This is a genomic window from Brevundimonas diminuta (assembly GCF_022654015.1).
Lineage (GTDB): Bacteria > Pseudomonadota > Alphaproteobacteria > Caulobacterales > Caulobacteraceae > Brevundimonas > Brevundimonas diminuta_C.
The window spans coordinates 735,887-761,015 of record NZ_CP073063.1 but is presented as its reverse complement, the minus strand read 5'-3'; the positions used below and the strand labels follow the sequence as shown (position 1 = coordinate 761,015).

General features: G+C 68.1%; 20 protein-coding genes and 1 tRNA gene. 17 read left to right on the top strand and 4 right to left on the bottom strand.

Annotated features, from left to right (window positions below; translation table 11 throughout):
* Positions 1-77 precede the first annotated feature (77 nt).
* The 9 genes from KAK88_RS03690 (at position 78) to KAK88_RS03650 (ending at position 7,146) form a co-directional block, all read left to right on the top strand.
* Positions 78-1,187 (top strand): DUF5694 domain-containing protein, encoded by a 1,110-nt coding sequence (locus KAK88_RS03690; RefSeq protein WP_242077914.1) that lies wholly within the window; start codon positions 78-80, stop codon positions 1,185-1,187.
* Between the two features lie 141 nt (positions 1,188-1,328).
* Complete coding sequence (gene hppD, locus KAK88_RS03685; protein ID WP_242077913.1) at positions 1,329-2,441, top strand: 4-hydroxyphenylpyruvate dioxygenase; 1,113 nt, start codon at positions 1,329-1,331, stop codon at positions 2,439-2,441.
* On the top strand, positions 2,442-2,627 hold the full coding sequence (locus tag KAK88_RS03680) for a hypothetical protein (protein ID WP_039246041.1): 186 nt from the start codon (positions 2,442-2,444) through the stop codon (positions 2,625-2,627).
* 120 nt (positions 2,628-2,747) lie between these two features.
* Positions 2,748-2,945: a hypothetical protein gene (locus tag KAK88_RS03675; RefSeq protein WP_185225226.1), complete on the top strand. Its 198-nt coding sequence runs from the start codon at positions 2,748-2,750 to the stop codon at positions 2,943-2,945.
* Positions 2,946-3,209: 264 nt separating this feature from the next.
* Positions 3,210-4,274, top strand: a complete 1,065-nt coding sequence (locus KAK88_RS03670) for an isoaspartyl peptidase/L-asparaginase family protein (RefSeq protein ID WP_242077912.1) — start codon at positions 3,210-3,212, stop codon at positions 4,272-4,274.
* Between the two features lie 56 nt (positions 4,275-4,330).
* On the top strand, positions 4,331-4,597 hold the full coding sequence (locus KAK88_RS03665; protein WP_017506239.1) for a hypothetical protein: 267 nt from the start codon (positions 4,331-4,333) through the stop codon (positions 4,595-4,597).
* A gap of 43 nt (positions 4,598-4,640) precedes the next feature.
* Positions 4,641-5,660, top strand: a complete 1,020-nt coding sequence (locus KAK88_RS03660; protein WP_242077911.1) for a fumarylacetoacetate hydrolase family protein — start codon at positions 4,641-4,643, stop codon at positions 5,658-5,660.
* Positions 5,661-5,723: 63 nt separating this feature from the next.
* Positions 5,724-6,260 carry a CcdC protein domain-containing protein gene (locus KAK88_RS03655; RefSeq protein ID WP_242077910.1) on the top strand — a complete coding sequence of 179 codons (537 nt, stop codon included), beginning with the start codon at positions 5,724-5,726 and terminating at the stop codon, positions 6,258-6,260.
* 801 nt (positions 6,261-7,061) lie between these two features.
* Positions 7,062-7,146, top strand: a tRNA-Leu gene (locus tag KAK88_RS03650).
* Between the two features lie 12 nt (positions 7,147-7,158).
* Here the strand turns inward: KAK88_RS03650 and KAK88_RS03645 are convergent.
* Both KAK88_RS03645 and KAK88_RS03640 read right to left on the bottom strand, forming a co-directional pair.
* Positions 7,159-8,010, bottom strand: coding sequence for an alpha/beta hydrolase (locus KAK88_RS03645; protein WP_242077909.1), 852 nt, complete (start codon positions 8,008-8,010; stop codon positions 7,159-7,161).
* A gap of 62 nt (positions 8,011-8,072) precedes the next feature.
* The gene (locus KAK88_RS03640) at positions 8,073-10,043 is read right to left on the bottom strand and encodes an AsmA family protein (RefSeq protein ID WP_242077908.1); all 1,971 of its coding nucleotides are present in this window, start codon (positions 10,041-10,043) and stop codon (positions 8,073-8,075) included.
* Positions 10,044-10,285: 242 nt separating this feature from the next.
* Here KAK88_RS03640 and KAK88_RS03635 point away from each other — a divergent pair, with 242 nt between their 5' ends.
* The gene (locus tag KAK88_RS03635) at positions 10,286-10,591 is read left to right on the top strand and encodes a hypothetical protein (RefSeq protein WP_242077907.1); all 306 of its coding nucleotides are present in this window, start codon (positions 10,286-10,288) and stop codon (positions 10,589-10,591) included.
* A gap of 69 nt (positions 10,592-10,660) precedes the next feature.
* On the opposite strand, the gene KAK88_RS03630 is transcribed toward KAK88_RS03635, so the two are convergent.
* Positions 10,661-12,772, bottom strand: coding sequence for an alpha/beta hydrolase family protein (locus tag KAK88_RS03630; RefSeq protein WP_242077906.1), 2,112 nt, complete (start codon positions 12,770-12,772; stop codon positions 10,661-10,663).
* A 69-nt stretch (positions 12,773-12,841) separates the two neighbouring features.
* Entirely contained in the window at positions 12,842-14,926 is a 2,085-nt protein-coding gene (locus KAK88_RS03625; protein ID WP_242077905.1) for an alpha/beta hydrolase family protein, read from the bottom strand.
* Positions 14,927-15,041: 115 nt separating this feature from the next.
* Here KAK88_RS03625 and KAK88_RS03620 point away from each other — a divergent pair, with 115 nt between their 5' ends.
* The 7 genes from KAK88_RS03620 (at position 15,042) to trxA (ending at position 25,093) form a co-directional block, all read left to right on the top strand.
* Positions 15,042-15,896 carry a GNAT family N-acetyltransferase gene (locus KAK88_RS03620; RefSeq protein ID WP_242077904.1) on the top strand — a complete coding sequence of 285 codons (855 nt, stop codon included), beginning with the start codon at positions 15,042-15,044 and terminating at the stop codon, positions 15,894-15,896.
* A complete protein-coding gene (gene tsaE, locus KAK88_RS03615) occupies positions 15,893-16,351 on the top strand; it encodes a tRNA (adenosine(37)-N6)-threonylcarbamoyltransferase complex ATPase subunit type 1 TsaE (RefSeq protein WP_242077903.1) in 459 nt (152 codons plus the stop codon). Before KAK88_RS03620 ends, tsaE begins: the two co-directional genes overlap by 4 nt.
* Positions 16,344-17,435 carry an N-acetylmuramate/N-acetylglucosamine kinase AmgK gene (amgK, locus tag KAK88_RS03610; RefSeq protein WP_242077902.1) on the top strand — a complete coding sequence of 364 codons (1,092 nt, stop codon included), beginning with the start codon at positions 16,344-16,346 and terminating at the stop codon, positions 17,433-17,435. Before tsaE ends, amgK begins: the two co-directional genes overlap by 8 nt.
* Complete coding sequence (murU, locus tag KAK88_RS03605; RefSeq protein WP_242077901.1) at positions 17,432-18,148, top strand: N-acetylmuramate alpha-1-phosphate uridylyltransferase MurU; 717 nt, start codon at positions 17,432-17,434, stop codon at positions 18,146-18,148. Before amgK ends, murU begins: the two co-directional genes overlap by 4 nt.
* Positions 18,145-21,210, top strand: a complete 3,066-nt coding sequence (addB, locus tag KAK88_RS03600; protein WP_242077900.1) for a double-strand break repair protein AddB — start codon at positions 18,145-18,147, stop codon at positions 21,208-21,210. The genes murU and addB overlap by 4 nt, the downstream gene beginning before the upstream one ends.
* Positions 21,207-24,647, top strand: coding sequence for a double-strand break repair helicase AddA (gene addA, locus KAK88_RS03595; protein ID WP_242077899.1), 3,441 nt, complete (start codon positions 21,207-21,209; stop codon positions 24,645-24,647). The genes addB and addA overlap by 4 nt, the downstream gene beginning before the upstream one ends.
* Positions 24,648-24,763: 116 nt before the next feature.
* Positions 24,764-25,093: a thioredoxin gene (gene trxA / locus KAK88_RS03590; RefSeq protein ID WP_017506226.1), complete on the top strand. Its 330-nt coding sequence runs from the start codon at positions 24,764-24,766 to the stop codon at positions 25,091-25,093.
* Positions 25,094-25,129: the final 36 nt, after the last annotated feature.

The following is a 25,129-nucleotide window of genomic DNA, read 5'->3' as shown; positions in this document are numbered from 1 at the left end:
CGCCTAGCCGGTATCCAGTGAAAGGTGAAATGGTCGACCGGCGGTCGATCATTTCCAATCTTCTTTCATGGCGTGTCATGGCTTTGCCTCTTCGTTCCTCCCGCATCCTGTTCGTCGCTGTCGGTGCGTTGCTGGTCGCCGCCCTGCCCGCCGCCGCTCAGGACTATCGCCAGTCCTTCCATCCCGATCAGTTGAAGGGACCGCCAGCCGGGGCGCTGAACGAGGTGCTGGTCCTGGGCACGCCGCACCTGTCGAACCTGGGCGAGGGCTTCAAGGCCGAAAGCCTCTCGCCGCTGCTGGATCGGTTGGCGGCGTGGAAGCCGACCGCCATCGCGACCGAGGACCTATCGGGCCTGCAATGCGACAGCCTGCGTCGCTATCCGCCCCGCTATGCCGAGACGGTCGAAACCTATTGCTGGGATCCCGCCCCCGCCGCCCTGGCGACCGGCCTGGACGTCCCGGCCGCCAACGCCGAGGCCGAGCGGCTGCTGGCCGAGTGGCCCGCCCAGCCCACTGCGGCTCAGCGGCGTCATCTGGCGGCGGTTTTCCTGGCCGCCGGCGAGCGGGGATCGGCCCTGGTCCAATGGCTTCGGCTGGCGCCGGAAGACCGCACCGTTGGCGACGGTCTGAACGACGCTCTGGTCGCCGTGCTGAACCGGATCAAGGACAGGGCCAATGAGACCTATCTGATCTCCGCGCCGCTCGCCGCACGCCTGGGACTGGAGCGGCTGTGGAGCGTCGACGACCACTCCGCCGACACCCCCGACCCGACCGACCCCGTCGAGAAGAAAGCCTATGCCGACGCCATCATGGGCGCGTGGAACAATCCCGCCAGCCAGACCCGTCGAACGCAGGACGCGGAACTGGGCGCCGCCCTCGATCAGCCGGACGGCGTGCTGCGCATGTACCGCGCCTATAACGCGCCGACGAATCCGACCCTGACCTATCAGTCCGACTTCGGCGCCACCCTGGTTGAGCCGTCGCCGCAGGCCTTCGGCCGGCGCTACCTCGGCTACTGGGAGACGCGAAACCTACGCATGGTCGCCAATATGCGCGATGTTCTGGGCCGCTATCCGGGCACGCGGATGCTGACCATCGTCGGGGCGTCGCACAAGGGCTACTACGAGGCCTATCTGGATCAGATGCACGACGTCCGGCTGGTCGATCCCGAGCCCGTTCTGCGCTGAGGGGAACGCGCTGGGGGTCGTCCGTCATCACGACCCCGTGGCTTCGTCTTGGCTCCGTCGTCTTCTGTGACTAGGTTCCGCGCCAATCGGCGGCCCCTTTCGGTTAAGCCCGCCTCAAAAATCTGTGCGGGAGACGCGCCCATGAACGACATGACTCAGGCCCAAGATCTGGCTACGGCGGAACAGATCGACCAGGAAAACCCCCTCGGCGTCGACGGTTTCGAGTTCGTCGAATTCACCGGCCCCGAGCCCGAGGCGATGATTTCGCGCCTGGAGCTGATGGGCTTCACCCAGACGCACGTGAACCCCAAGACCGACGTGGTGCGCCTGAAACAGGGCGACATCAGCTTCCTGGTGCAGCGCTCGCCCAAGGGTCAGGCCGCCGACTTCGCCAAGGATCACGGCCCGTCCGCCAACGGCATGGCCTTCCGCACCACCGACGCCAAGGCCGCCTATGAGGGCGCGCTGGCCCGCGGGGCCGTCGCCGCGACCGACGCCGCCGGCGGCGCGCTGGGCGACGACTACCCCTACATCCTGCAAGGCATCGGCGGCTCGCTGCTCTATGTCATCGACCAGTATGGCGACGCCGGCTCGCTCTATGACGCCTGGGACGAGATCGAGGGCTGGGAAGAGGCCGAGCGCAAGAACTCCATGGGCCTAGAGATCCTGGACCACCTGACCCACAACGTCCGTCGCGGCCAGATGCGCACCTGGTCGGGCTTCTACAACTCGATCTTCAACTTCGAGGAGCAGAAGTATTTCGACATCAAGGGCAAGGCGACGGGCCTGTTCTCCCAGGCCATGATCGCGCCCGACCGCGCCATCCGCATCCCGCTGAACGAAAGCCAGGACGAGAACTCTCAGATCGAGGAGTTCATCCGTCGCTACAACGGCGAAGGCATCCAGCACATCGCCCTGACGACCGAGAACATCTTCGAGACGGTCGAGGCGATGAAGGAACGCGGCGTCGCCTTCCAGGACACGATCGAGACCTATTTCGAACTGATCGACAAACGCCTGCCCAACCATGGCGAGGACGTGGAGCGGATGCGCAAGAACCGCATCCTGATCGACGGTTCGGACGAAGAGGGCCTGCTGCTGCAGATCTTCACCCAGGACACCTTCGGCCCGATCTTCTTCGAGATCATCCAGCGCAAGGGCAACGAAGGCTTTGGCAACGGCAACTTCCAGGCCCTGTTCGACTCCATCGAACTGGACCAGATCCGTCGCGGCGTCATCAAGGTCGACGCCTGAATGAAGATGCGGCCGCCGACCTGGCTGCCCTGGCTCGGCCCGGTCCTGGCGGCCGGCGCCGGGGCCCTGGCCGGCGAAGTCTGGCTGGGCGGCGGCTTCTGGATGGTCCTGATCGCCGCCCTCCTCTGCGGTTTCGCCCCCATCGTCGGCTATCAGGTGTGGAAGCGGCTGCACCACCGGGGGTGAGGCGGGCCAGACATCGGCCCTCTACGGGGAGGGGGTTTTTACTCCGAGTGCACAGGCCTTTTGGTGGACAACTGCAAGAAAGTTTGGTCAGACTTCAGGCGCAACCTTGGATAGCCTCAGATGACCCGCGATCCAGTCCTACTTGTCGCCTACGCCACCCTTTCGCTCTGGACGCTGGCGACAATCATCGTGGCCTTGCTCGTCCATTATGGGAATAGCGGCGAACAATATCAGCCTTGGATTTTGCCCATGTGCTTATTGACCTCTAGCGGAGCGATGCTTGTGGACCGCTTGAAAAAGACGCGCAGCCGCCGCTGAGTCCCTCGGCCGATGAGGCCCGAGCGTGGTTGATTAGCGCCTCATCCGTTTGTCCGTAAGCGGCCCTGCGGCACAGCAAGGCTCCGTCCCTCATATGCAAACATCCTATCGCCGCGAACCAACCCTCTGATCTTTCGGCATTTCCGATTTTCTTCGGCTAATCGACCTGACATGACCGAACGCGGCGTTACACTGCGACCGACCGGCGTCATTGGGCTAAAGTGCACCGATTGCACTGCGTTTTCGGCGCGGAGGAGGTTCACGATGCGCATCGCCTGTTCGGGACTGATTGCACTCTTTGCACTGTGTTTTTCCTCGGCCCACGCCCAGACCAATGCCCAGGACGCCGCTCCACGCTGGTCGCTGGCGATCCACGGCGGCGCAGGCGTGATCGAGCGGTCCAGCCTGACGCCCGAGCAGGACGCGGCCTATCGCGCGGCGCTGCAAGGCGCGCTGGACGCCGGTTCGGCCGTGCTGAAAAGCGGCGGCTCGGCGCTGGATGCGGTCCAAGCCGTCGTTCAGGTCATGGAGGACGATACCCTGTTCAACGCTGGGCGCGGGGCGGTCTTTACCGCAGCCGGTCGCAACGAACTGGACGCCGCCGTCATGAATGGATCGGACCTGACCGCAGGGTCCGTCGCCGGCCTGACCACCACCCGCCACCCCGTCGCCGCCGCCCGCGCAGTGATGGAGCGGTCGCCCCACGTCATGCTGATCGGCCCCGGCGCCGACGCCTTCGCCGCCTCGGTCGGGCTGGAGCAGGTCGATCCGTCCTTCTTCTTCACCGACCGGCGCTGGCAGGGGCTGGTCAAGGCCCTGACCGAGGCCGGACAGCCGATCCCCGAGCGCCCCGTCGGCGCGCCTCTACCGGGCGCTCAGGCCGAAGTCGCCCCGCCCCTGAACGAGAAGAAGTTCGGCACGGTCGGCGCCGTGGCGCTGGACAGCCAGGGTCGTCTCGCCGCCGCCACCTCGACCGGCGGCATGACCGCCAAACGCTGGGGGCGGGTCGGGGACGTGCCGATCATCGGCGCCGGCACCTACGCCTCCAACGCCGACGGCTGCGCGGTGTCCGCCACCGGCGACGGCGAATATTTCATCCGCGCCACCGTCGCCCGCGACATCTGCGCGCGGATTGCAGGAGGGGCGGCGACGCAGGCCGCGGGTCAGGCGGAGATCGCCGACGCCGATCGTCTGGGCGGCAAGGGCGGCGTCATCGTCATGGGCCTGGATGGTCGCCCCGCCTTCGCCATGTCCACCTCGGGCATGTATCGCGGCGCGGTCTCCTCGACCGACCGCGCCCGCGTCGCCATCTACGCCGACGAACCCTGAGCGCCCGTTCAGACCAATTAGACGAATTAGACTCTCTTTTTACAAGATCGAGACCCATGCCTGCATCCGATGACGAACTGACCGTGATGGCCAACGAGGAGCTGGACGCCGCCTGCGCAATGCCCTTCGTCGAGGTCAGGAAGATCACCCCTTGGGGCGACAGCTATGAGGGTTTCGCCCCGTCCGGCCGCACCGTCGAGGTCGAGCGTCGCTACCTGTGGGCCGTCGAGCCCGAGGGCGGCGTCATCGTCGAGGTCGAGGTCCGCGACCGCGCCGCCCGCACCGGCGCCGAGGCCCGCGCCCTGCTGACGGCCGCCGACTGATTCCGCCGTTCCCAACATCGCAAATCCGGTCTAGGCCTTGGTCATGAAACTCGCCTCGCTCAAGCACGGCCGCGACGGCCGCCTCGTTGTCGTCTCTCAGGACCTGAACTGGTTCACCGACGCCTTCCTGATCGCCCCGACGCTGCAGGCGGCGCTGGATGACTGGGACCATTGCGGGCCCCGGCTTGAGGCCTTGGCCGAAAGCCTTGAGCATGAGGCCGTGCCGCGCGGCCGCTTCCACGAACGCGACGCCGCCTCGCCCCTGCCCCGCGCCCATCAATGGGCGGACGGTTCGGCCTATGTGAACCACGTCGAACTGGTTCGTAAGGCGCGCGGCGCCGAAATGCCTGAGAGCTTCTGGACCGACCCGCTGATGTATCAAGGCGGCTCCGATAGCTTCCTGTCGCCGCGCGATCCGATCCCGCTGGCCGACGAGGCCTGGGGCTGCGACCTGGAGGCCGAGATCGTGGTGGTCGTCGGCGACGTGCCGCAGGGCGCGACGCGCGAACAGGCGCTCGACGCCATTCGCCTGGTCGGTTTGGTCAATGACGTGAGCCTGCGCAATCTGATCCCCGCCGAACTGGCCAAGGGCTTCGGCTTCGTCCAGTCCAAGCCCGCCAGCGCCCTGTCGCCCGTTCTCGTCACGCCCGAGGCGCTGGGCGACCGATGGAAGGACGGCAAGCTGCACGGCATCCTGTCGGTGCAGTTGAACGGCCAGGATTTCGGCAAGGCTGACGCCGGCGTCGACATGACCTTCGACTTCGGAACCCTGATCGCCCATCTGGCCAAGACCCGGGCGCTGGGTGCCGGTACCATCATCGGTTCAGGCACGGTGTCGAACAAGGACGCTGACGGCGGCCCCGGCAAGCCGGTCTCGGAAGGCGGCCTGGGCTATTCCTGCATCGCCGAGGTCCGCACGGTCGAGACGATCCTGCGCGGCGCGGCCGAGACGCCCTTCCTGAAACACGGCGACACGGTGCGGATCGAAATGCTGGACGCGCGTCATCATTCGATCTTCGGCGCCATCGAACAGACGGTCGCGCCGCTATCCAGCGCGGATTGACGCCGCTAGGGTGCTGACAGCGGCCTCGGGGGAGGCCGCATCCTGTCTTTGGGGAGAGACGACGTGCCGCCTGAAAAACTGATCCCGCTGCTCATGATCCCGATCATGCTGGTGGTCGTGCTGCTGAAGAACCGCAGGAAGCGCGTGCTGAAGCCGCAGCTGCTATGGGTCATGCCGACCATCGTCCTGCCGCTGATCAGCCTGGGCATCTGGGGGTCGGCACAGAACCCGAACATGGCCCATGCGCCGTTCGGCCCCGACGCCTGGGCGGTTCTGGCCATCGGCGGCCTCCTGGGCGGCGTCGCCGGCTGGTATCGCGGCAAGACCGTCACCATCGAAAAGGAGCCGGACGGCTCCCTGATGGCCCAGGCCTCGCCGCTGGGGCTTATCCTGCTGGTCGTGCTGTTCACCGGTCGGTCGCTGCTGCGCGACCTGATCGAAAGCCACGCCGCCTCTTGGCATCTGAACGCCCTGGCCGTCACCGACGCCTTCCTGGTCTTCGCCATGGGCCTGATCGTCATGCAGCGCGTCGAAATGTACATCCGCGCCCGCCGCATCCAGTCAGGCGGCACGGACAGCCATATGGAAGTCGTCGCGTGATCACCGCCATGTTGCTGACCTTGGCTCAGACCGCAGCGCCTGATCTGGCTTGGTCGACTGCAAAGCGGGACAATCTGAGCATGGCCTACATCGAATACGACGTAGGCGTAACGGTGTCAGCAATCTGCCAGGATCGCAGCTTCATACTGTCGCTAACCGGCCTGCCTACAGCGCCACCCGACGCTACCTACAGGAAGCTGGAGGTTAACCTTTCGGATGACACTCTGCGTTCGGGCGATTGGGTGGTCTCACCCGTAGGCGAACGAACCACCGCTCTCTCTACCGCACCGGCTGTATACGCCCGTCGTCTGCTGAACACATCGCAGCTTACTGTCCGCGTACCAGGCGAGGGCTCCACGCCCGCCCGCCGTTACGAACTGGCATTGCCTGCCGATCCTACTCCGCTCACGACGGTTATGACCGAATGCGGAGTTCCGCTGCAAAGCGCCTCCGACATGACTTACGATCCCAGCGTCTCGGCCGTGGTTTGGGACAGACCGCCACAACTGGGCGTGCCGTCGCCCATGCCGTCGGTCACTAGCGCTAACGTTCTCATTCAGTGCAATGTGGACTCTCGGGGACGTCCCCAAAACTGCATACTGCTCGATGAGCAACCCACTCGCTCAGGCTTCGGACGTTACGCCCTTCAGGCAATCCGCACAGGCCGGCTCCGTCAGATTGATGGCAGACCGATCCAGGCTGGCGGGACATTCACCACACGAATGACGTTCAACGTCCAAGGATAGATCACGGGCACTAGACCCGCCTCGCCCGTCTGTGGCATGAGGCGGTCCTTCCGCTGCGGGCGTGGTGGAATTGGTAGACGCGCTGGACTCAAAATCCAGTTCCGAAAGGAGTGCCGGTTCGACCCCGGCCGCCCGCACCACTCTCCGTCGGTTCAGCCCAGCCGCCGGTGGAAGAAGTCCGTCACATCGGCCAGCACCGTCGCCTTCTTGCGGAACAGGGGCGAGAAGGTCGCGATCAGGTCGGCGTGGTCCAGACCCGGATAGAGCTTGGCTTCCGATCGTCCGCCCGCCGCGCGCATCCGATCATCCAGAATGACCGTGTCCTCGTCGTGGACCACCGTGTCGGCCGTGCCATGGCCCAGCCAGATCGGCGGGGCGTCACGACGCACGAAGGTCACTGGCTGGGTCAGGGTCGGATCGGGCGCACGGCCGAAGGCGTTCTGCGACGCCGCCACGTCGAATGGCAGGAAGTCGTAAGGGCCCGCGAGACCTGCGGCCGCCTTGATCAGGTCGGGCCGGCCGACGGCGGCCATATAGCGTCGGTCCAGGGCGATCATCATCGCCAGATGCGCGCCCGCCGAATGGCCCAGCACGCCAAGTCGCGCCGGATCGCCGCCATATTGACCGACCACCTCCGCCGCCTTGGCCGTGGCGGCGGCGGCGTCCTCGATGAAGGCTGGGAAGACGACCTGGGGCACGATGCGGTAGTCCGGCAGGGCGACCACGAACCCGCGCGCCGCCAAAGCTTGCGCCGCCCACCCATACTGGCTGCGCGAGCCTGAATCCCAGCCGCCGCCATAGAAGAAGACCAGCGTCGGATAGGGACCAGGCGCGGTCGGCGCATAGAGATCAATCTGCTGGCGCGGATCGTCGCCATAGGGGATGTCGCGCGCGACGCGGCGCACCCCGCCGTCCCTCGGTCCCAGGGTGTTCAGCAGGCTCAGCGGCGAGCAAGCGGCGGCGAGAAGCCCAAGGGCAGGCGCGAACAGTCCACGGCGTGTCATGCGAAAGGCTCCATCACACCACAATACGCTTGGATCGCCGGATCGGTCGTCGTCATCAACGATCAGCGGGCGTTGGCGATCAGCCGGCCGCAGTCGGCGTCCTCGGCCAGGCCCGGATCGACGAAGGCGAACAGGGCCGTCACCGGCGCCACCACCGCGCCAAGCAGGCCCGCCAGACCGCCCTGCGACACGACCGAACCGACATCGACACCGACCTTTGGCGCGGTCAGGGGGCCGGAGACGGTGATCGGCGCCCACAGGCGCAACAGTCGCGGCTTCTTGGATTCCCCCTCGATCCGCAGGTTCATCGTTTCGGCGCCCAGATTGATGCTGCCCTTGCCCTGAGCCAGCACCACATCGGTGTCGATGACGAAGGTGCGGGCGGTCGCCGTGCCGCCGCTGACGTTGAAATCGGCGACGGCGCAACGAATCTGGCTTTCCGACTGGTCGCCGCTCAACAGCTTCAGCAGACCCGCGCTGGCGTTGATGCCCAGCAGTTCGGCGAAGGCCGCCCGCATCTTGCCGTTCGGCACGACCAAGCTGAGCGAGCCTTTCGACGCGCCAGCGAAATCATGGATCGAAGCGCCCGGTCCCTCCAGCTTCGCCCGGCCCAGCGCCCTTCCCGTGATGGGCGCCGAGCCGTTGCGCGCCGGGATGATGGACTCCAGCGGATAGCCCGCCAGACGCAGATCGACGGTGCTGTAGGGGGTGTCCTTGGTCGCATCGATCCGCGCCGTGCCGTTCAGCGCGCCGCGATTGAAGTCGAAGCTGATCGGGTCCAACTTCAGGATGCCGTCCTTCAGGTCGGCGCCCAGGTTCACCTGACGCACGTCGAAGGCGTTCGCCTTCACCGATCCGGCCCGATAGGACAGGGTTCCGTCCATGGTCTGCAGCCGTTCGGTCTGCAGCTTGGCGTCCGGCAGCAGCTTGCCGCCGACCACGACTGGGGCCTCGGTGTTCGTGCCCGCCGCATTGGTTTGGGTCCGCGCGCCCAAGACGGCGGCCAGGTCGTCGATGTCCAGGCGACTCGAGGTCAGGTCGGCGTCGACGCGCAGCCGCTGGCCCGACTGGACCTTTACCTCGCCCGACAGATCGGACGCGCCGACGCGTCCGTTGAAATCCTTGAAGGTCCAGGCCCGCCGATCGCGGTTCAGCGCCCCCGACAGCCGATACGGCGGCGTATTGGGCAGGGCGACGCCGGTCAGGAGATAGAGGTCCGACATGTTGCGGCCCTGGATCGTCATGGTCGCATCGAACCGCCCCAGATCGAACGGTCGAGTGATCGCCCCCTTGGCGACCAGGGACGAATCCGCGCCGGTCACATCCGCCTCGAACCGATAGGGACGATCGCGCCGGATGTTGATGAAGGGACCGCCCTGGATCCTGACGGTCATGGGCGCGCCGCGGACATCGCCGCGCCCGTCCAGCACGAACCCGGCCTGGCCGCTGGACGCCTCACGCGCATTGACCGCCGCCTCCAGCGTCAGTCCGCGCCGCTGTTCCTCAAAGGTCAGTTGGCCATCCTTGATGACCAGTTGCTGGATGACCGGCAGGTTCAGCCCTGCGCCGTCATCGGGCTTGTTGGGATTCAACTGCCAACTCTTGCGGCCGTCCTTGGTGGAGATCAGCACGACTCGGGGCCGGGTGAAGCTCAGCAGGGGCATCTCCACCTGCCCGGCCAGCAGCTTTCTAAGCCGAACCGAGGCCTTGACCTCATCGACGTCGGCCGTGTCGCGGTCGCGCGCCCAGTCGGGGCCGCCGATCTTTAACCCCCGCACCACGGCGGACGGCGTCCAGCTGAACAGATTGACGTCCAGATCGCCGGTTAGGGCGATTTCGCGATCGTATTTGACGGAGGCCCAGCGGCCGATAGGCCCGCGCAGCATGTTCCAGTCGAACAGGGCCAGGAAAAGAACAACGGCCGCCACGAGCACCAGCACCACGCCCGCCGCCCATTTTTCCGCAGCCCCCGGTCGTCGAGCCGCGGCATAGACGGGATCGTTATCTCGCACCCAGTCGCGCCAGATGCGCAAACGCGCCCCGGCCGGCGCCCACGCCCGCTGGTTCAGGTCGGCCCGAAAAGTGCGCCAATTCCGTGGGTTCGACAATCGCTCGTCTCCGTCAGCCAGAGGAAACGCACCAGCCCGGGTTTGGCGCCGCAGGGTCAGCTTGTCGTCGATCTGACGCGAAGTTGTCGCATAACCTTTACAAATCTCGGGATTGGCGCATAATTCGTCAGAGTCCTGATCTTAATTCAGGCCGTGGAGGACTGCCGATGACCCGTTTTCTGACCCCCGCCCTGATCGCTGCCGCTCTGGCGGCCGCAACGACGCCGGCGCTGGCGCAAAGTCCGCGCCCCGCCGAGCGCGCGGCCGTGCTGCAAACCGTCAGGGTATGCGGAACCGATGTGGCCTCACGCACGGCCTATCAGCGCGACCACGGCGCGACGCCGAGCTTCGTCACGGCGCAACAGGCCGTCGCCGCCTATCAGTCGGGCCAGCGCTGGGCCGCGCCGCGCTGCATGACCGCGCATCAGTATGAACGTCTGGCCGGCGCGCCGATGCAGCGCGCGGCGCTCTGACCAAACGGGCATGAAGAAGGGGCGCGGTCGTCGGACCGCGCCCCTTTTTGTCGTCCGGACGGATGCTTGTTACTGCGTCGGCGCCAGATATTTGTTCAGCCAGCCGAACACCTCATTATGCCATTGCAGGCTGTTGGCCGGCTTCAGCACCCAGTGATTTTCGTTAGGGAAGACGATCAGGCGGCTGTCGATGCCGCGCCGTTGCAGGGCGGTGAAGGTCGACAGGCCCTGGGCGGTCGGGATGCGGAAGTCGCGGTCGCCCTGAACCACCAGCATCGGCGTCTTCCAATTATCGACGTGGTTGGCCGGGTTGAACTTCTGATAGCCCTCCGGCTTGTCCCACGGCGTGCCGCCGTATTCCCACTCGGTGAACCACAGCTCTTCGGTGGAATAGCCCATGCCGAAGGTGTCGAAGACGCCGTCGTGGTTGACCAGGCACTTGAATTCATTGGACCAGTTGCCGGCGATCCAGTTGATCATATAGCCGCCGTAGGAGGCGCCCAGCGCACAGGCGTTGTCGCCGTCCAGGAAGCTGTATTTCGCCTGAGCCGCCGCCCAGCCCTTCTGCAGGTCTTCCAGCGGGCGGTCGCCCCAGTGCTGGCTGATCGCGTCGGTGAAGGCCTGGCCGTAGCCGGTCGAGCCGTGGAAATCGATCATCACCACCGCATAGCCCGCGCCCGCATAGGTCTCGGGGTTCCAGCGATAGGACCAGCCGTCCCCGAACGAACCCTGCGGCCCGCCGTGGATCAGGAAGGCGACCGGATATTTGCGGCCCTCGACGTAGCCGGCCGGCTTGATGACATAGCCATGGACCGTCTCGTTGTTCCAGCCGGCGAAGCTGAACTGCTCATACTCGCCGAACTGTTTGGCGGCGAAGGCAGGGTTGGACTGCGTCAGACGACGCGGCATTTCGCGACCCAGATAGGTCTTGAAATACAGGTCGCCCGGCTCGCGCAGGCTGTCCTGGGCGAAGACGAAGCCCGACGGCGTCTGCTGGAAGGCCGAGACGTGGCCCGCGCCCGTGATCGGCGTCACCACGCCGTTGCGCGTATCCACCGAAAACAGCTTGGTCGAGCCGACGTCGCCCGCCGTCGTGTACAGCGTCTGCCCGTCGCGCGACCATTGCAGCGTGTCGGCCGAGCGATCCCAGTTCGAGGCGATCTCGCGCTTCTGGCCCGTTTCGACGTCCATCAGCACGATCTGATAGCGATCGGCCTCAAAGCCCGGCCGCGCCATGGCGCGATAGGCCAGGGTCCGGCCGTCCGGCGAGAAGACCGGCCCGGTATCCCAGGCGTCGTTGCCGTCGGTCAAGTTGGTGAAGGTGCCGTCGCCCGACAGGCCGTTGGTCTTCCAAAGGTCGAAGTTGGTGCTCCACGGCTCGGTCTGACCGGCGAGACGCGCCGAGAAGACCACGGCGTCGCCCGCCGGCGTGAAGACGAACTCGCTTTCGTCGCCGAAGGGCTTGGAGGGCGTGTCGCCGTCAAAGCCCTTGGTGATCCAGACCGGCGTGCCCGTGGCCTTGCCGTCACGGCCGATAGACTGGACGAACAGGTGGTTCTGGGTGTGGTCGTTCCAGGTGTCCCAATGACGCACGAACATGCGGTCATAGACCTGTCCCGTCGTCTTCTGCTCGGCGATGGCCTTGCCCTGCTGGACAGAGGCGTTCAGGTCGGTCGCGTTCGGATAGACGGCCAGCGACACCGCCACCTTGTCGCCCGAAGGGCTGATCCGATAGGCGTTCACGTCGGTCGGCAGGTTGGTCACCTGAACCGGCGCCGATGTGGGCGAGGCGACGCGCCAGACCTGGCTCGCGCCCGACTTGCCCGACAGGAAGTACAGATTGCCGTCCCCGCCCCAGCGCGCGGTGTTGGCGCCCTGATCCGAGATGGCCAGTCGCCGCGGCGCCGTGTCCGGCGCGTTCAGGTCCAGGATCCACAGGCTGCCGGCGCGGCTGTTGGCCTGAACATCGGTGGTCGTGACCGAATAAACGACATAGCGGCCGTCCGGCGACACCTGCGGATCGCCCAGCCGGTTGGCCGAGATCATGTCCTGATAGGTGAAGGCGTCCGGCGTCGCGGGCGCGGCCGGAACCGGCGCGGGCGGCACCTGGGCCAGGGCAGGCGCGGCGCTCATCAGCGCAACAGCCGCGCAGGCGGCGGACAGAAGGGAACGGTGACGCATCAAGATCTTCCTCGCGAAGCTTTCTGGCCGCGAGGCGTAGCACCCTGCCAAGGCGCGTCAATGGGTCGCTCAGCCCGCCGGCGCCGTATAGCGACCCACCCAATCCAGGATTTCCTGCTGCCAGTCGACCCAGGTGCGGGGTTTCAGCACCCAGTGGTTCTCGTCCGGCACATGGACGAAGCGGCTGGGCACGCCCTGACGCTGAAGCGCCGAGAAGGTCGCCAGTCCCTGCTCCAACGGCACGCGGAAGTCCTTGGAGCCATGCAGCACCAGCATCGGCTTCGTCCAGTCGCCGGCATAGGTCTCAGGGTTGAAGGCGTCATAGACGGCCTTGCGCTCCCAGCTCGGTCCGCCGAACTCCCAGATGAAGTTGCCGATATCCATGGCGTTCATCAGCTGCGGCACGTCGAACACCCCGGCGTGGTTGACCAGGCAGCGCCACGGCCCGTTCCACTTGCCGGCGATCATATTGACCATATAGCCGCCGTATGAGGCGCCCAGCGCACAGGCCCGGTCGCCGTCGATCCACGGATTGTTCGACAGCGCCGCCGCCCAGCCCTTCTGCAAATCCTCCAGCGGCCGGTCGCCCCAGTGATCGTTGATGGCGTCGGTGAAGGCCTGACCGTAACCGGGCGAGCCGTGGAAGTTGATCATCACCACCGCATAGCCCGCCGCCGTATAGACCTGCGGGTTCCAGCGGTAGGACCAGTTCTCGGTCCAGGGCGATTTCGGCCCGCCGTGGATCAGATAGACCACCGGATAGCGCCGCCCCTCGACCGCGCCCGCCGGCTTGAACACCCAGCCCTGCACCTGCTCATTGTTCCAGCCGGCGAAGGTGAAGGCCTCGCCTTTCGGCAGGTCCAGCTGCGCCAGCACCTCGGCGTTCTGGCGACTGATCTGGCGGGGTTCGGCGCGCGTCTGAACGAATATTTGGGTCGGGGCGACGAAGCTTTCGTGGGCGTAGGCCAGAACACCGGCCTTCTCCTCATAGGCGCCGACCGTGCCGTTTCCGGTCAGGGGCGTGATCCGGCCGGTGCGGGCATCGACCGAGAATAGCCGGTTCTGGCCCTCGTCCGCCGCCGAGACCAGCAGCGACCGGCCGTCGGTGCGCCATTGCAGGCCGCCCGCGCCGCGATCCCAGTCGGTCAGTTTCCTCGCGCCGGAGCCGTCGGCGTCAGCCACCCAGACCGCGGCCTGATCCCCGCCGACGTTCTCGCGCGGCGCCGACAGCCAGGCCAGCTGGCGACCGTTCGGAGAGAAGACCGGATTGCCGTCCGATCCCTTGTTGCCTTCCGTCAGATTGACCGGCGTCCCGCCGTCGAGCGCCACGCGGAAGATGTCGCTATTGCTGGTGAAGGCCTCGCCCGCGCCTTGCGTCTGCGTGCCGTAAACCAGGGTGCGGCCGTCCGGCGAAATGTCGAAGCTGGAATCGCCGGCCGAGACATCGGCATCCAGACCCGCCATCAGATCGCGCGGTTCGCCGCCACTCAAACCCGACCCGTTCAGCGGCTGGACGAACAGATGGGTGCGGCGCGTATCGACCCAGTGATCGAAGTCGCGCAGCGGCAGACGGTCATAGGCCTGGAGCGTCGATTTGCCCCGGGCGTCCAGCCGCGTCTTTGTGCAGGCCAGGGTGTCGCAATCGACGAAGACCGAGACGGCCAGGACCAGCGACTTGCCGTCCGGCGCGATGCGGAAGCCCGACACGTCGAAAGGCAGGGTCGTCACCTGGGCCGCCGCCATCCCGGCCGCATCCGTGCGCCAGACCTGGTTCGATCCGCCCCGCGACGACAGGAAGTAGATGGCCTCGCCGTCCGGCGCCCAGCGCGCGCCCGAGGCCCCGCCTTCCGAGATCGCCAACTTGCGCGGCTCGCCACCCGACGCGTCCGCCAGCCACAGGCCGTTCACGCCCTTGTTGCCGTCCCAGTCGGTGGTGCGCACGGCGTAGAGGATTTGGCGGCCGTCCGGCGAGACGCGCGGCTCGCTGACTCGCTCCATCATCGCCAGATCTTTCAGCGACAGGCCGCGCGATGCGGGCGCTTGGGCGGCGGGGGCGGCGGCCGGCGCGGACGAGGCCTGCTGCGCCAGGCTGGGCGCAGCGGCCAGGATCAGGCTTCCAAAGGCGACCGCCGCCATCCAGCGTGAACGCGTCATGTCTTCATTCCCCACAGCTTTTCGACAGTGATAGGGGCCGCCCGTCCGATCGCCAAGCGTCCACGACGCCGCGCATCTTGCCCCCTCCGACCGAACCGGCGACAAGCGATCTTTCATGACCGCCGCCACCCTTCCCGCCCGTCGTCAGCCCCACATCGTCGATGTGCTGATCGCCGAACGCGCGCCGCGCCTGACCGCCTCGCCGCTGTGGCCGGTCGTGCGGCCGGCGCTCTACGGCGTGCTGGGCTATGGGGCGGCGGTGCGAATGGCCGACGCGATCCGCGACCTGTCGGGGACCGAGACCTTCGACTACGTCTCGGACCTGCTGAGACTGAAGGTGACGACGACGAACCTGGAGCGCCTGCCGGCGACCGGCCGCTGCGTCGTGGTGTGCAACCACCCCACCGGCATCGCCGACGGGGTCGCCGTGTTCGACGCGATCAAACAGCGGCGCAGCGACATGATCTTCTTCGCCAACGCCGACGCGATCCGCGTCTCGCCCCGGCTGGACGAGACCATCATTCCCGTCGAATGGGTCCACGACAAACGCACCCGCGAAAAGACCCGCGCCACCCTGAACGCCGCCAGGGAGGCGTTCGAGGCCGAACGCTGCGTCGTCATGTTCCCCGCCGGGCGTCTGGCGCGCGAGAAGAACGGCGTCCTGACCGATCCCGAATGGGCGCCGACAGCCGCCTCGATGGCGCGCAAGTATGACGCGCCGGTGATCCCCATGCACGTCACCGGCCCCTATAGCCGGCTGTTTCACCTGTTCGACAAGGTCTCGCAGGAGCTGCGCGACGTGACCCTGTTTCACGAGTTGCTGAACAAGGAAGGCAAGCCGTTCGGCGTCGATGTCGGTCTGCCCATTCCCGCCGACCGGCTGGACGTGGACGCCGCCATGGCCACCGAGGCGTTGAAGACCTTCACCGAGCGGACTTTGGCCGCCGATCCTGACGCGGTGTTTCCATGAAGATCGCCCTGCCCGACGCCGAGGCCACCACCGCCCTGGGTCAGGCCATCGCCCCCCTGCTGGCGGCGGGCGACAGTCTGCTGCTCTACGGTCCGCTGGGCATGGGCAAGTCGACCCTGGCGCGCGGCCTGATCCGCGCCCTGACCACGCCGGACGAGGACGTGCCCAGCCCGACCTTCACCCTGGTCCAGTTCTACGAAAGCGACCCGCCCGTCGCCCATTTCGACCTCTATCGCCTGACCCGGCCGGAAGAAGCGTTCGAGATCGGCCTGGACGAGGCGCTGGACGAGGGGTGCGCCGTGATCGAATGGCCCGAGCGGTTAGGCGACAATCCCGGCCGGTTCTTGGGGCCGGACCAGTTGATCATCGAAATCTCCGAGCAGGGCGACGGCCGCCTTGCGACCGTTTCCGGCGTAGGCCGATGGGAAACGGGGCTGAAGGAACTGCATGTCTGAACGCGAAACCCTCCGTCTCGACTTCCTGAAGGCCGCAGGCCTGGCCGACGCCGTGCGCGCCCCCCTGTCCGGAGACGCCTCGACGCGACGTTACGAGCGGCTGACGCCGACGACCGGCCCGACCCTGATGCTGATGGATCAGGCGCCCGCCGCCGAGAGCCAGCCGTGCGATCCGCGCTGGACGCCGGCGCAGCGTCACGCCGCCGGCTGGAACGCCGTCGCCCGCCTGTCGGCCGGCCGGATCGAGGCCTTCGCCGCCGTCGCCGCCCATCTGAAGTCCCTGGGCCTGTCCGCCCCTGAGATCCCGTCGCTGGACGCCGCCAACGGCCTGGCCGTGCTGGAGGATTTCGGCGACGACCTGTTCGCCCGCGTGATCGAAGACGGCACAGACGAAACGCCGCTTTATCTGGCCGCCATCGACGCGCTGGCCGTGCTGCACGAGGCGGGCGCTCCACCCGAGACCCTGCACGGGCCCGGCGGCGACTGGCCCCTGCTGACCTATGACCAGACGGCGCTTCAGGGCGGGGCCGATCTGTTCGTCGAATGGCTGCCGAAACTCGACGACCGCGTCCGCTTCGACGCCGCCGCCATCGCCGACTGGCGTGCGGCCTGGGCGCCCATCGTCGCCTCGGGCGCAGCCGGCGCCTCGGTCATGGCCCACCGCGACTATCATGCGGAAAACCTGATCTGGCTGCCCCAGCGCGAAGGCCCCGCCCGCGTCGGCATGATCGACTTCCAGGACGCGGTCCGCGCCCACCCCTCCTGGGACCTTCACTCCCTGCTTCAGGACGCCCGCCGCGACGTGTCGCCCGCGCTGGAGGCCGAGGCGCTGGACCGCTATTTCGCGCTGCGCCCCGGCGTCGACCGCGCCGCCTTCATGGCCGACTACTCAGGCCTGGCCGCCCTGAACGAGGCGCGGATCATCGGCATCTTCGCCCGTCTGATCGCGCGCGACGGAAAGCCCCGTTACCGCCAGTTCCTGCCGCGCATGTGGCGGCATTTAAACGCCAATCTGGACCAGCCGGCCCTGGCGCCCGTCGCCCGCTGGTTCGATCGCTACGTGCCTGCCGAGGTGCGCGCATGACCGCTCACAAGACCGCAATGGTGCTCGCCGCCGGGCTGGGCACGCGCATGCGTCCCCTGACCGACGACCGGCCCAAGGCCCTGGTCGAGGTGGGCGGTCGCGCCCTGATCGACCATGTGCTGGACCGACTGGCCGAGGCTGGGGTCGAACGGGCCGTGGTCAATGTTCACTGGTTCGCCGACCGACTGGAAGCGCATCTGACGGCGCGCAGACGCGGGCCGCAGATCGTCATTTCCGACGAACGCGCCGAGCTGCTGGAAACCGGCGGCGGGCTGAAGAAGGCCCGCGCCCTGCTGGGCGACGATCCCGTGTTCGTCGCCAATATCGACAGTGTCTGGATCGACCGAGGCGCCGCCCTGACCGATCTGATCCGCCTGTGGAACCCCGAGACGATGGACGCCGCCCTGCTGCTGGCGCGCCGCGAAGGCTCCATCGGCTTTGAGGGCGATGGCGATTTCTTCATGGCCGACGACGGGACGCTGACGTTCCGGGGCGACGCCCCGTCCGCGCCGTTCGCTTATATGGGCGTCCACATCACCCGCCCCGGCTATGCCGATCACGGCCCCGACGGGCCCTTCTCCCTCAGCCCCCTTTGGCGCAAGTCGGCCGCCGAGGGCCGTCTGTTCGGCTGCGTCCTGGACGGCGACTGGATGCACGTCGGCGACCCGCAGGCGCGGGATGAGGCCGAGGCGAAACTGGCGGGAGACGCGTGAGCGCCTTCGATCCCTTCTTTGGCGACACGCCGCGCTGGTACGCCATCCCTGCGTACCGGCCGTTCCTTGAGGACCTGGCCGCCGGGGTGCTGGCCTGGCTGGGCGATCTGCCGCCCGAGACCCTGTCGGACGCCACCATCCTGTTGCCCAACCGCCGGGCCGCGCGCGCCTTCACCGGCGCCCTGTCCAAGCTGTCGCAGGGTCGCCCCATCCTGCTGCCCCAGGTCCGGCCGCTGGGCGATCTGGAGGAAGACGAGCCGCCGTTTACGCCCGGCGCCCTCGGCCTTGATCTGCCGCCCGCCATCCCCGCCCTGACGCGCCGGTTCGAGATGGCGCGGATGATCGTCGAACGGTTCGATGCGTCCCTGAGCCCGATGCGCGCGCTGGATCTGGCCGATGCGCTGGGCGGCTTCCTCGATTCCTGCCAACTGGAAGAGATTCAGAACCCCGAGCGGATCGCCACACTGGTCGACGGCGAGATGGCCGAACACTGGGAACGGTCGGCCGAGTTTCTGGCCCTCGCCGTCGAGGCCTGGCCGAAGCGTCTGGCCGAACTGGGTCTGGTCGATCCGGCCTGGCGTCGCGCGACTCTGCTGCGCCGCCTCGCCGATCTGTGGGACCGCGAGCCGCCGCGCCAGCCTGTCATCGCCGCCGGTTCGACCGGCACCGTCCCCGCCGCCGGCGACGTGTTGAAGGCCGTGGCGCGAGCGCCGCTGGGCTGCGTCGTCCTGCCCGGCCTCGACCTGGAACTAGATGCCGGCGTCTGGGACCGGCTGGACGAACAACATCCGCAAAGCGCGATGAAGCGGCTGCTGGACCGCTGCGAGATCGCGCGCGAGAGCGTCCGCCCCTGGTTCCGCCCCGCCGTTCCTGCGGCCGTCGATGCGCGCGGACTGGCGCGCCAGCGGCTTGTCAACGAAGCCCTGCGTCCGGCCGAGGCGACAGACGACTGGCGCCGCGCCATCCGCGACCTCCGCTCGGCCGCCGCTGCGCGTAGCGAGGCGCGCGACCCCATCGCCGAAGGGCTTCAGGGCCTGTCCCTTCTGTCCGTCCGAGCCGAGGAAGAGGCCGCCGCCGCCATCGCCGTGATGATGCGCGAGACGTTGGAAACGCCGGGCAGGACGTGCGCCCTGGTCACCCCGGACCAGGCCCTGGGTCGCCGCGTCGCCGCCCGGTTGGAACGCTGGGGCGTCATCCCAGATTCGTCCGCCGGCGCCCCGCTGTCGCGCCTGCCTGCCGGGGCCCTGATCGATCTGTGCGCCCGCTGGATCGCCGATCCGGTCCAGCCCCATATACTGCTCGCCGTCGTCAAACATCCGCTGGCCCGGTTCGACCTGGGCGAGGCCTCTCAAGCGGCAGCCGTCGCCGCGGTTGAGGAACACGCCCTGCGCGGTCCCCGCCCGCGCGACTTCGCCGCCATCCATCGCCGTCTGCTGGAGGCGGTCCAGCCCGACCGGCGCGGCAAGGCACCGCCCGAGTGGAAACAGGGCCGCCTGTCGGCCGCGACCCGCCTGGTCGATCAGCTTCAGGCCGCCATCGAGACCGCGACCGCCGCCTTGATCCCAGACGCGGATCTGAACGTCGCCGCCTCGGCCCTGACCCGGCTGATCGAGACCCTGGCCGGCCAGGACGCCTGGGCCGGTGCCGACGGCGAGGCCGCCGCCGCCCTATTGTCCGGCCTGATCGAAGGCGGAGCGTCCCTTGGCCGCATCCGCCGCGCGGAACTGGCCGAACTGGTCACGTCTCTGGTCAAGGAAAACGTCGTGCGGACCGGGGGGGCGACCCATCCGTCGCTGCGCATTCTCGGCGCCATCGAGGCGCGTCTGGTCAGGGCGGACCGGATGATCCTGGCCGGGCTGGAGGAGGGCGTCTGGCCCCAGGCGGCCCCGACCGATCCCTTCCTGTCGCGCCCTATGCGCAAGGCCCTGGGCCTGCCGCCGCCCGAACGTCGCCTGGGCCAGACGGCGCAGGATTTCGTCCAGGCCGCCTGCGCCGATGAGGTCATCCTGATCCACAGCGAGCGGCGCGGCGGCCAGCCCGCCGTCCGCTCGCGTTGGCTATGGCGGCTGGAGATGCTGACGCGCGGCGCGAACGCTGTCGAGACGCCCGTCGCCATCGCCCGCCCGGCGGCCGTCATCGACTGGGCCCGCGCCCTGGACGCGCCCCCGCCCGGCCCGCCGCGCTTCGCCAAACGGCCCGAGCCGCGCCCGCCCGTGCATCGCCGCCCGCGCAGCCTGTATGTCACCCGCATCGAACGCTGGGTGCGCGATCCCTACGCCATCTACGCCCTGTGGGTGCTGGGGCTGGAGGCGATGGAACGGCCCGGCGCCTCGGCCGAGGCGCTGGCGCGCGGCAACGCCGTCCACGCCGCCATCGAGCGGCTAACGCTGGACTGGCCCAACGCCCTGCCCGACGACTGCGAAACCATCCTGCACGACCATCTGCTGCGCGAACTGGGCGCGCGCGGGTTCGAGGATGCGGCCATGGCGCGCGAGGCCCCGCTGGCCCGCAACTGCGCCCGCTGGCTGACCGAGTTCGAGCGTCGCCGTCGCGCGCGCGGCGTCGACATCCTGGTCGAACAGCAGGGGACGATGATCTTCGACGCCCCCGCCGGCCCCTTCACCGTCAAGGCTTTCGCCGACCGGATCGAACTGGCCTCCGACGGCGCGGCGGTCATGGACTTCAAGACCGGGGCGGCGCCGTCCGCCAAACAGGTCAAGTCCGGCTTCGCCCCTCAACTGACCCTGACCGCCGCCATCCTGGCCGACGGCGGGTTCAAGGACACCAACGGCCCGGTCACGCCCGATGAACTGACCTATGTCCGCGTGGTGGGGCGAAAGACGGCGGGCGAAGTCGTCACCCGCGCCTCGGGCCTTGAGGCCGCCGATCTGGCCCAGGCTGCGCTGGACGGGCTGAAGCGCCGGGTCGCGCGTTTCGACGACGAGAACACGCCTTATGTCTCCTGGGCCGCGCCTCAGTTCATGGGCAACCAGGGCGGCAACTACGATCATCTGGCCCGCGTCTGGGAATGGTCGGTGATCGGCGACGGGGACGAAGAATGAGCACTGCCCCCCAGATCGTCCCCCCTCAGATCTTGGCTGCCGATCCGCGCCTGACCGTCTTCGTCACAGCCAACGCCGGTTCGGGCAAGACCACCACCCTGGTCAACCGGGTGGCGCGGCTGCTGCTGGATCAGGTCGATCCCGGCGCCATCCTGTGCGTGACCTACACCAAGGCCGCCGCCGCCGAGATGCAGGCCCGGCTGTTCGACCAGTTGGGCGGCTGGGCCGTGCTGGACGACGCCGCCCTGTCGCGCGAGCTGGCCCGGCTGGACGACGGCGACCCGCAGGCGATGGATCACGCCGCGCTTTCCAGCGCGCGCAAGCTGTTCGCCCGCGCGCTGGAGACGCCCGGCGGCCTGAAGATCCAGACCATCCACGCCTTCTGCGAAAAGCTGCTGCGCCGGTTCCCGCTGGAAGCCGGGGTCTCGCCCCGCTTCACCGTGCTGGAAGACCAGGCGGCGACCGCCCTCAGCCACGCCGCGCGCGAAGATCTGGCCCGCGCCGCCGTCGCCGATCCGGACGGCCCGATCGGCCAAGCCTACAGCCATTTCGCCGTCGAGCTGGACTGGCAGAGGTTCCAGGCCCTGCTGTCGATGATCGAGGCGAAACGCGCTGATCTGCTGGACTACATAGACCGCGCCGAGGCCGGAACCGCGCCCGATCCCTGGTCCCTGACCGGCGCCGAGCGCGATCGCAGCCCGGAGGATCTGGAGCATGATTTCGTCGCCTTCATCGATCCCGGCGAGTGGAACCGCATGGCCGAGGCCATGGAAACCGGCTCGGCCAATGACAAGAAGATCGCCGACGCCATGAGCGTCGCCGCCCCGCCCTACGCAGGGTTCGCGGCTCTCTCAAAAGTCTTCTGCACTGAGAAGGGCGATCCCCGCGCCAAAATGGGCACCAAGTCGGCGCCGCAGGGCGCGGTCGGCTGGCTGCTGGACCTCCAGACCAAATTCCTCGCCACGCGCGAAGCCCTGCGAAAGGCCAAGGTCGCCGATGATACGGTCAAGGTCCTGACCCTGGCCCGCGCCCACACCGCCTTCTACGAAGCCGCCAAGGCCCAGCGCGGGGCGCTCGACTTCCCCGATCTGGTCGCGCGCGCCGCCGCTCTGCTGACCCAAAGCGGGGCCGCCGCCTGGGTGCTGTACAAGCTGGACGGCGGGGTCGATCACGTCCTGATCGACGAAGCCCAGGACACCGCCCCCGAACAATGGGCCATCGTCCGCGCCCTGACCGGCGAGTTCTACTCCGGCGAAAAGTCCGGCCGCACCATCTTCGCCGTCGGCGACGAGAAACAGTCGATCTATTCCTTCCAGGGCGCCCGACCCGAACGGCTGCGTCAGGAACGCGGCGCTTTCCTTGCTCTGGCCGAGGGCGCAGGCGAACCCTTCGCCGGGCCGGAACTGAACACCTCCTACCGCTCGACCGAAGAGGTGCTGGCCTTCGTCGACGCCGTCTTCGCCGACCCGGACCGCACCCGCGCCCTGACCGGCCCGCAAGGCGACATCGCCCGACACCAGCCCGCCCGCATCGGCCAGCACGGCGCCATCGACCTGTGGCCCCTGTTCCTGGACGAGCCCGCGCCCGAAACCGACGCCTGGGACGATCCCGTCGATCAGGAAAGCGCCGGCAGCGCCAGGAAGCGCCTGGCCCGCGACCTGGCCCGCGAGATCCGCCGCCAGGTCGAAAGCGGCGTCGCCGTCTTTGATCGCAGCACCCGCGACCTGCGCCCCGCCGGCTACGGCGACTACATCGTCCTTGTCCGCCGCCGCGACGCGACGTTCGAGGAGATCATCCGCGCGTTGAAGACCGAAGGCGTGCCCGTCGCGGGCGCGGACCGGCTGAAGCTGTCCAGCCATATCGTCTTCGACGACCTGATCTCGCTGGCGCGTTTCGCCCTCTTCCCCGACGACGACCTGTCCCTGGCAGAGGTGCTGCGCAGCCCACTGTGCGATGTGGACGAGGACGGCCTTTACGCGCTGGCCGGCCGCGAAGAGCGTAAGGCCGGCCAGCTGTGGCGCGACCTGCGCGACCGGGCGCACGAACGCCCCGAATGGGCCCGCGCCCGCGATGCGTTGCAAGCCGCCATCGGCGCGCGCGGCGGCGACCCGTTCGCCTTCTTCTCTCAGGCCCTGAACCGGGTGGACGACACCGGCCGCTCCGGCCGCGCCCGCATCCTGGCCCGGCTGGGGCGCGAGGCGGAAGAAGCGATCGACGAAACCCTGAACCAGGTGCTGGCCGCCGAAAATCGGGGCGCGATCGATCTGGAAACCTGCCTGGCCCAGTTGGAGGCCGCCGACGTCGAGGTGAAGCGCGAACTGGAAGGCGCGCGCGGCGAGGTTCGCGTCATGACCGTCCACGGCGCCAAGGGTCTGGAGGCGCCCATCGTCATCCTGCCCGACACCACCATGAAGGCGAAGGCGCAAGGCCCGTCCCTGATGCCCGCGGTCACACCGGAGGGCGAAGGCGAGGCCTGGCTGATGGCGCCCGGCTCGGCGAAGGACGACTGCCCGGCCTCGGCCGACGCGCGCGCCGCGCGCCAGGCCCGCACCGACGACGAGACCCTGCGCCTGCTCTATGTCGCCCTGACCCGCGCGCGCGACCGCGTCATCGTCATGGGTCGCGCCTCAAGCCGGGGCGCCGAGGCCGGCAGCTGGTGGTCGATCCTCTCTGAGACCTTCGACCGCCTGGGCGATCAGGTGCGCGAAGTCGACAACGGCGTGCGTCGCTATGGCGTCGACCCCGAGCGCCGTTCGGTCGCCGCCGATGAAGTGCGGTCCGCCGCCGCCGTGCCCGCCTGGGCCGCCTCGCCGCCGCCGGCCGACGCCGCCGCACGCTTCGCCTCGCCGTCGCGGATGGAGAGCGGCGCGATCCGGATCCCCGCCCCCTCGCCTTTGGCCAGGATCGAGGCGGGCCTTGTCTCCCTGGGGCGGTTCCGGCGCGGCGACCTGATCCACCGGCTGCTGGAACGCCTGCCCGAGATCGCGCCCGCCGACCGCTCCGACGCCGCCCGGCGCCTGCTGGCCCGCGAGACCGATCTGGACGAGGCCCAGCGCGCCGAAATGATCGCCGCCGCCTTCTCCGTGCTGGACGACGCCCGCTTCGCCCCCGTCTTCGGTCCCGGCTCCCGCGCCGAGGTGGCCCTGACGGGATCAGCGCCCGGCCTGCCGCCCGGCGTCGCCATCAACGGCCGCATCGACCGGCTGGTGGTCACGCCCGAGAAGGTTCTGGTCGTCGATTACAAGACCAACCGCCCTGCGCCGGACGCCGTCGAGGCGGTCGATCCCGCCTATGTGCTGCAGGCCGCCGTCTATGTCGCCGTGCTGAAACGCCTCTACCCCGACCGCCCGGTCGAGGCCGCCCTGGTCTGGACCGACGGCCCCAAGCTGATGCCCATTCCGGAGACCCTGCTGGCGGCGGCGCTCGCGGGCAGTTGAATTGCCCGCGATTCGCTCCCACATCTGCGACCGAACCCGGACGCTCCGGCCAACATCAACCTGCGCTCAAGTAGCGAGGCGCCGCGCGCCGAGCGATAGCGCCCAAGGAGCCATTCATGGCGACAGTGAAAGTCACCGACGAAAGCTTTGACGCCGACGTCCTGAAATCCTCGACCCCGGTCCTGGTCGATTTCTGGGCCGAATGGTGCGGCCCCTGCAAACAGATCGGCCCGGCGCTGGAACAGATCGCCGACGAACTGGGCGGTCAGGTCACCGTGGCCAAGATCAACATCGACGACAGCCCCATGACCCCGTCCAAGCTGGGCGTGAAGGGCATTCCGACCCTGATGCTGTTCAAGGACGGCCAGATGGCTTCGATGAAGGTCGGCGCCATGCCCAAGGGCAAGATCGTCGAGTGGCTGGCCGAGGCCGGCGTCAAGGCCTGAGCCTTTTCGACCCCGTCAGATCAAGCGCCCGCCGGT

What these genes read in the sequence shown, in the direction of transcription:
- KAK88_RS03680 (WP_039246041.1), top strand. Translation starts at nt 2,442, where the DNA reads ATGAAGATGCGGCCGCCGACCTGGCTGCCCTGGCTCGGCCCGGTCCTG.
- KAK88_RS03630 (WP_242077906.1), bottom strand. Translation starts at nt 12,772, where the DNA reads ATGCGTCACCGTTCCCTTCTGTCCGCCGCCTGCGCGGCTGTTGCGCTG.
- KAK88_RS03635 (WP_242077907.1), top strand. Translation starts at nt 10,286, where the DNA reads ATGACCCGTTTTCTGACCCCCGCCCTGATCGCTGCCGCTCTGGCGGCC.
- KAK88_RS03670 (WP_242077912.1), top strand. Translation starts at nt 3,210, where the DNA reads ATGCGCATCGCCTGTTCGGGACTGATTGCACTCTTTGCACTGTGTTTT.
- addA (WP_242077899.1), top strand. Translation starts at nt 21,207, where the DNA reads ATGAGCACTGCCCCCCAGATCGTCCCCCCTCAGATCTTGGCTGCCGAT.
- amgK (WP_242077902.1), top strand. Translation starts at nt 16,344, where the DNA reads ATGTCTGAACGCGAAACCCTCCGTCTCGACTTCCTGAAGGCCGCAGGC.
- KAK88_RS03625 (WP_242077905.1), bottom strand. Translation starts at nt 14,926, where the DNA reads ATGACGCGTTCACGCTGGATGGCGGCGGTCGCCTTTGGAAGCCTGATC.
- KAK88_RS03690 (WP_242077914.1), top strand. Translation starts at nt 78, where the DNA reads ATGGCTTTGCCTCTTCGTTCCTCCCGCATCCTGTTCGTCGCTGTCGGT.
- KAK88_RS03675 (WP_185225226.1), top strand. Translation starts at nt 2,748, where the DNA reads ATGACCCGCGATCCAGTCCTACTTGTCGCCTACGCCACCCTTTCGCTC.
- hppD (WP_242077913.1), top strand. Translation starts at nt 1,329, where the DNA reads ATGAACGACATGACTCAGGCCCAAGATCTGGCTACGGCGGAACAGATC.
- KAK88_RS03645 (WP_242077909.1), bottom strand. Translation starts at nt 8,010, where the DNA reads ATGACACGCCGTGGACTGTTCGCGCCTGCCCTTGGGCTTCTCGCCGCC.
- murU (WP_242077901.1), top strand. Translation starts at nt 17,432, where the DNA reads ATGACCGCTCACAAGACCGCAATGGTGCTCGCCGCCGGGCTGGGCACG.
- tsaE (WP_242077903.1), top strand. Translation starts at nt 15,893, where the DNA reads ATGAAGATCGCCCTGCCCGACGCCGAGGCCACCACCGCCCTGGGTCAG.
- trxA (WP_017506226.1), top strand. Translation starts at nt 24,764, where the DNA reads ATGGCGACAGTGAAAGTCACCGACGAAAGCTTTGACGCCGACGTCCTG.
- KAK88_RS03660 (WP_242077911.1), top strand. Translation starts at nt 4,641, where the DNA reads ATGAAACTCGCCTCGCTCAAGCACGGCCGCGACGGCCGCCTCGTTGTC.
- KAK88_RS03665 (WP_017506239.1), top strand. Translation starts at nt 4,331, where the DNA reads ATGCCTGCATCCGATGACGAACTGACCGTGATGGCCAACGAGGAGCTG.
- KAK88_RS03620 (WP_242077904.1), top strand. Translation starts at nt 15,042, where the DNA reads ATGACCGCCGCCACCCTTCCCGCCCGTCGTCAGCCCCACATCGTCGAT.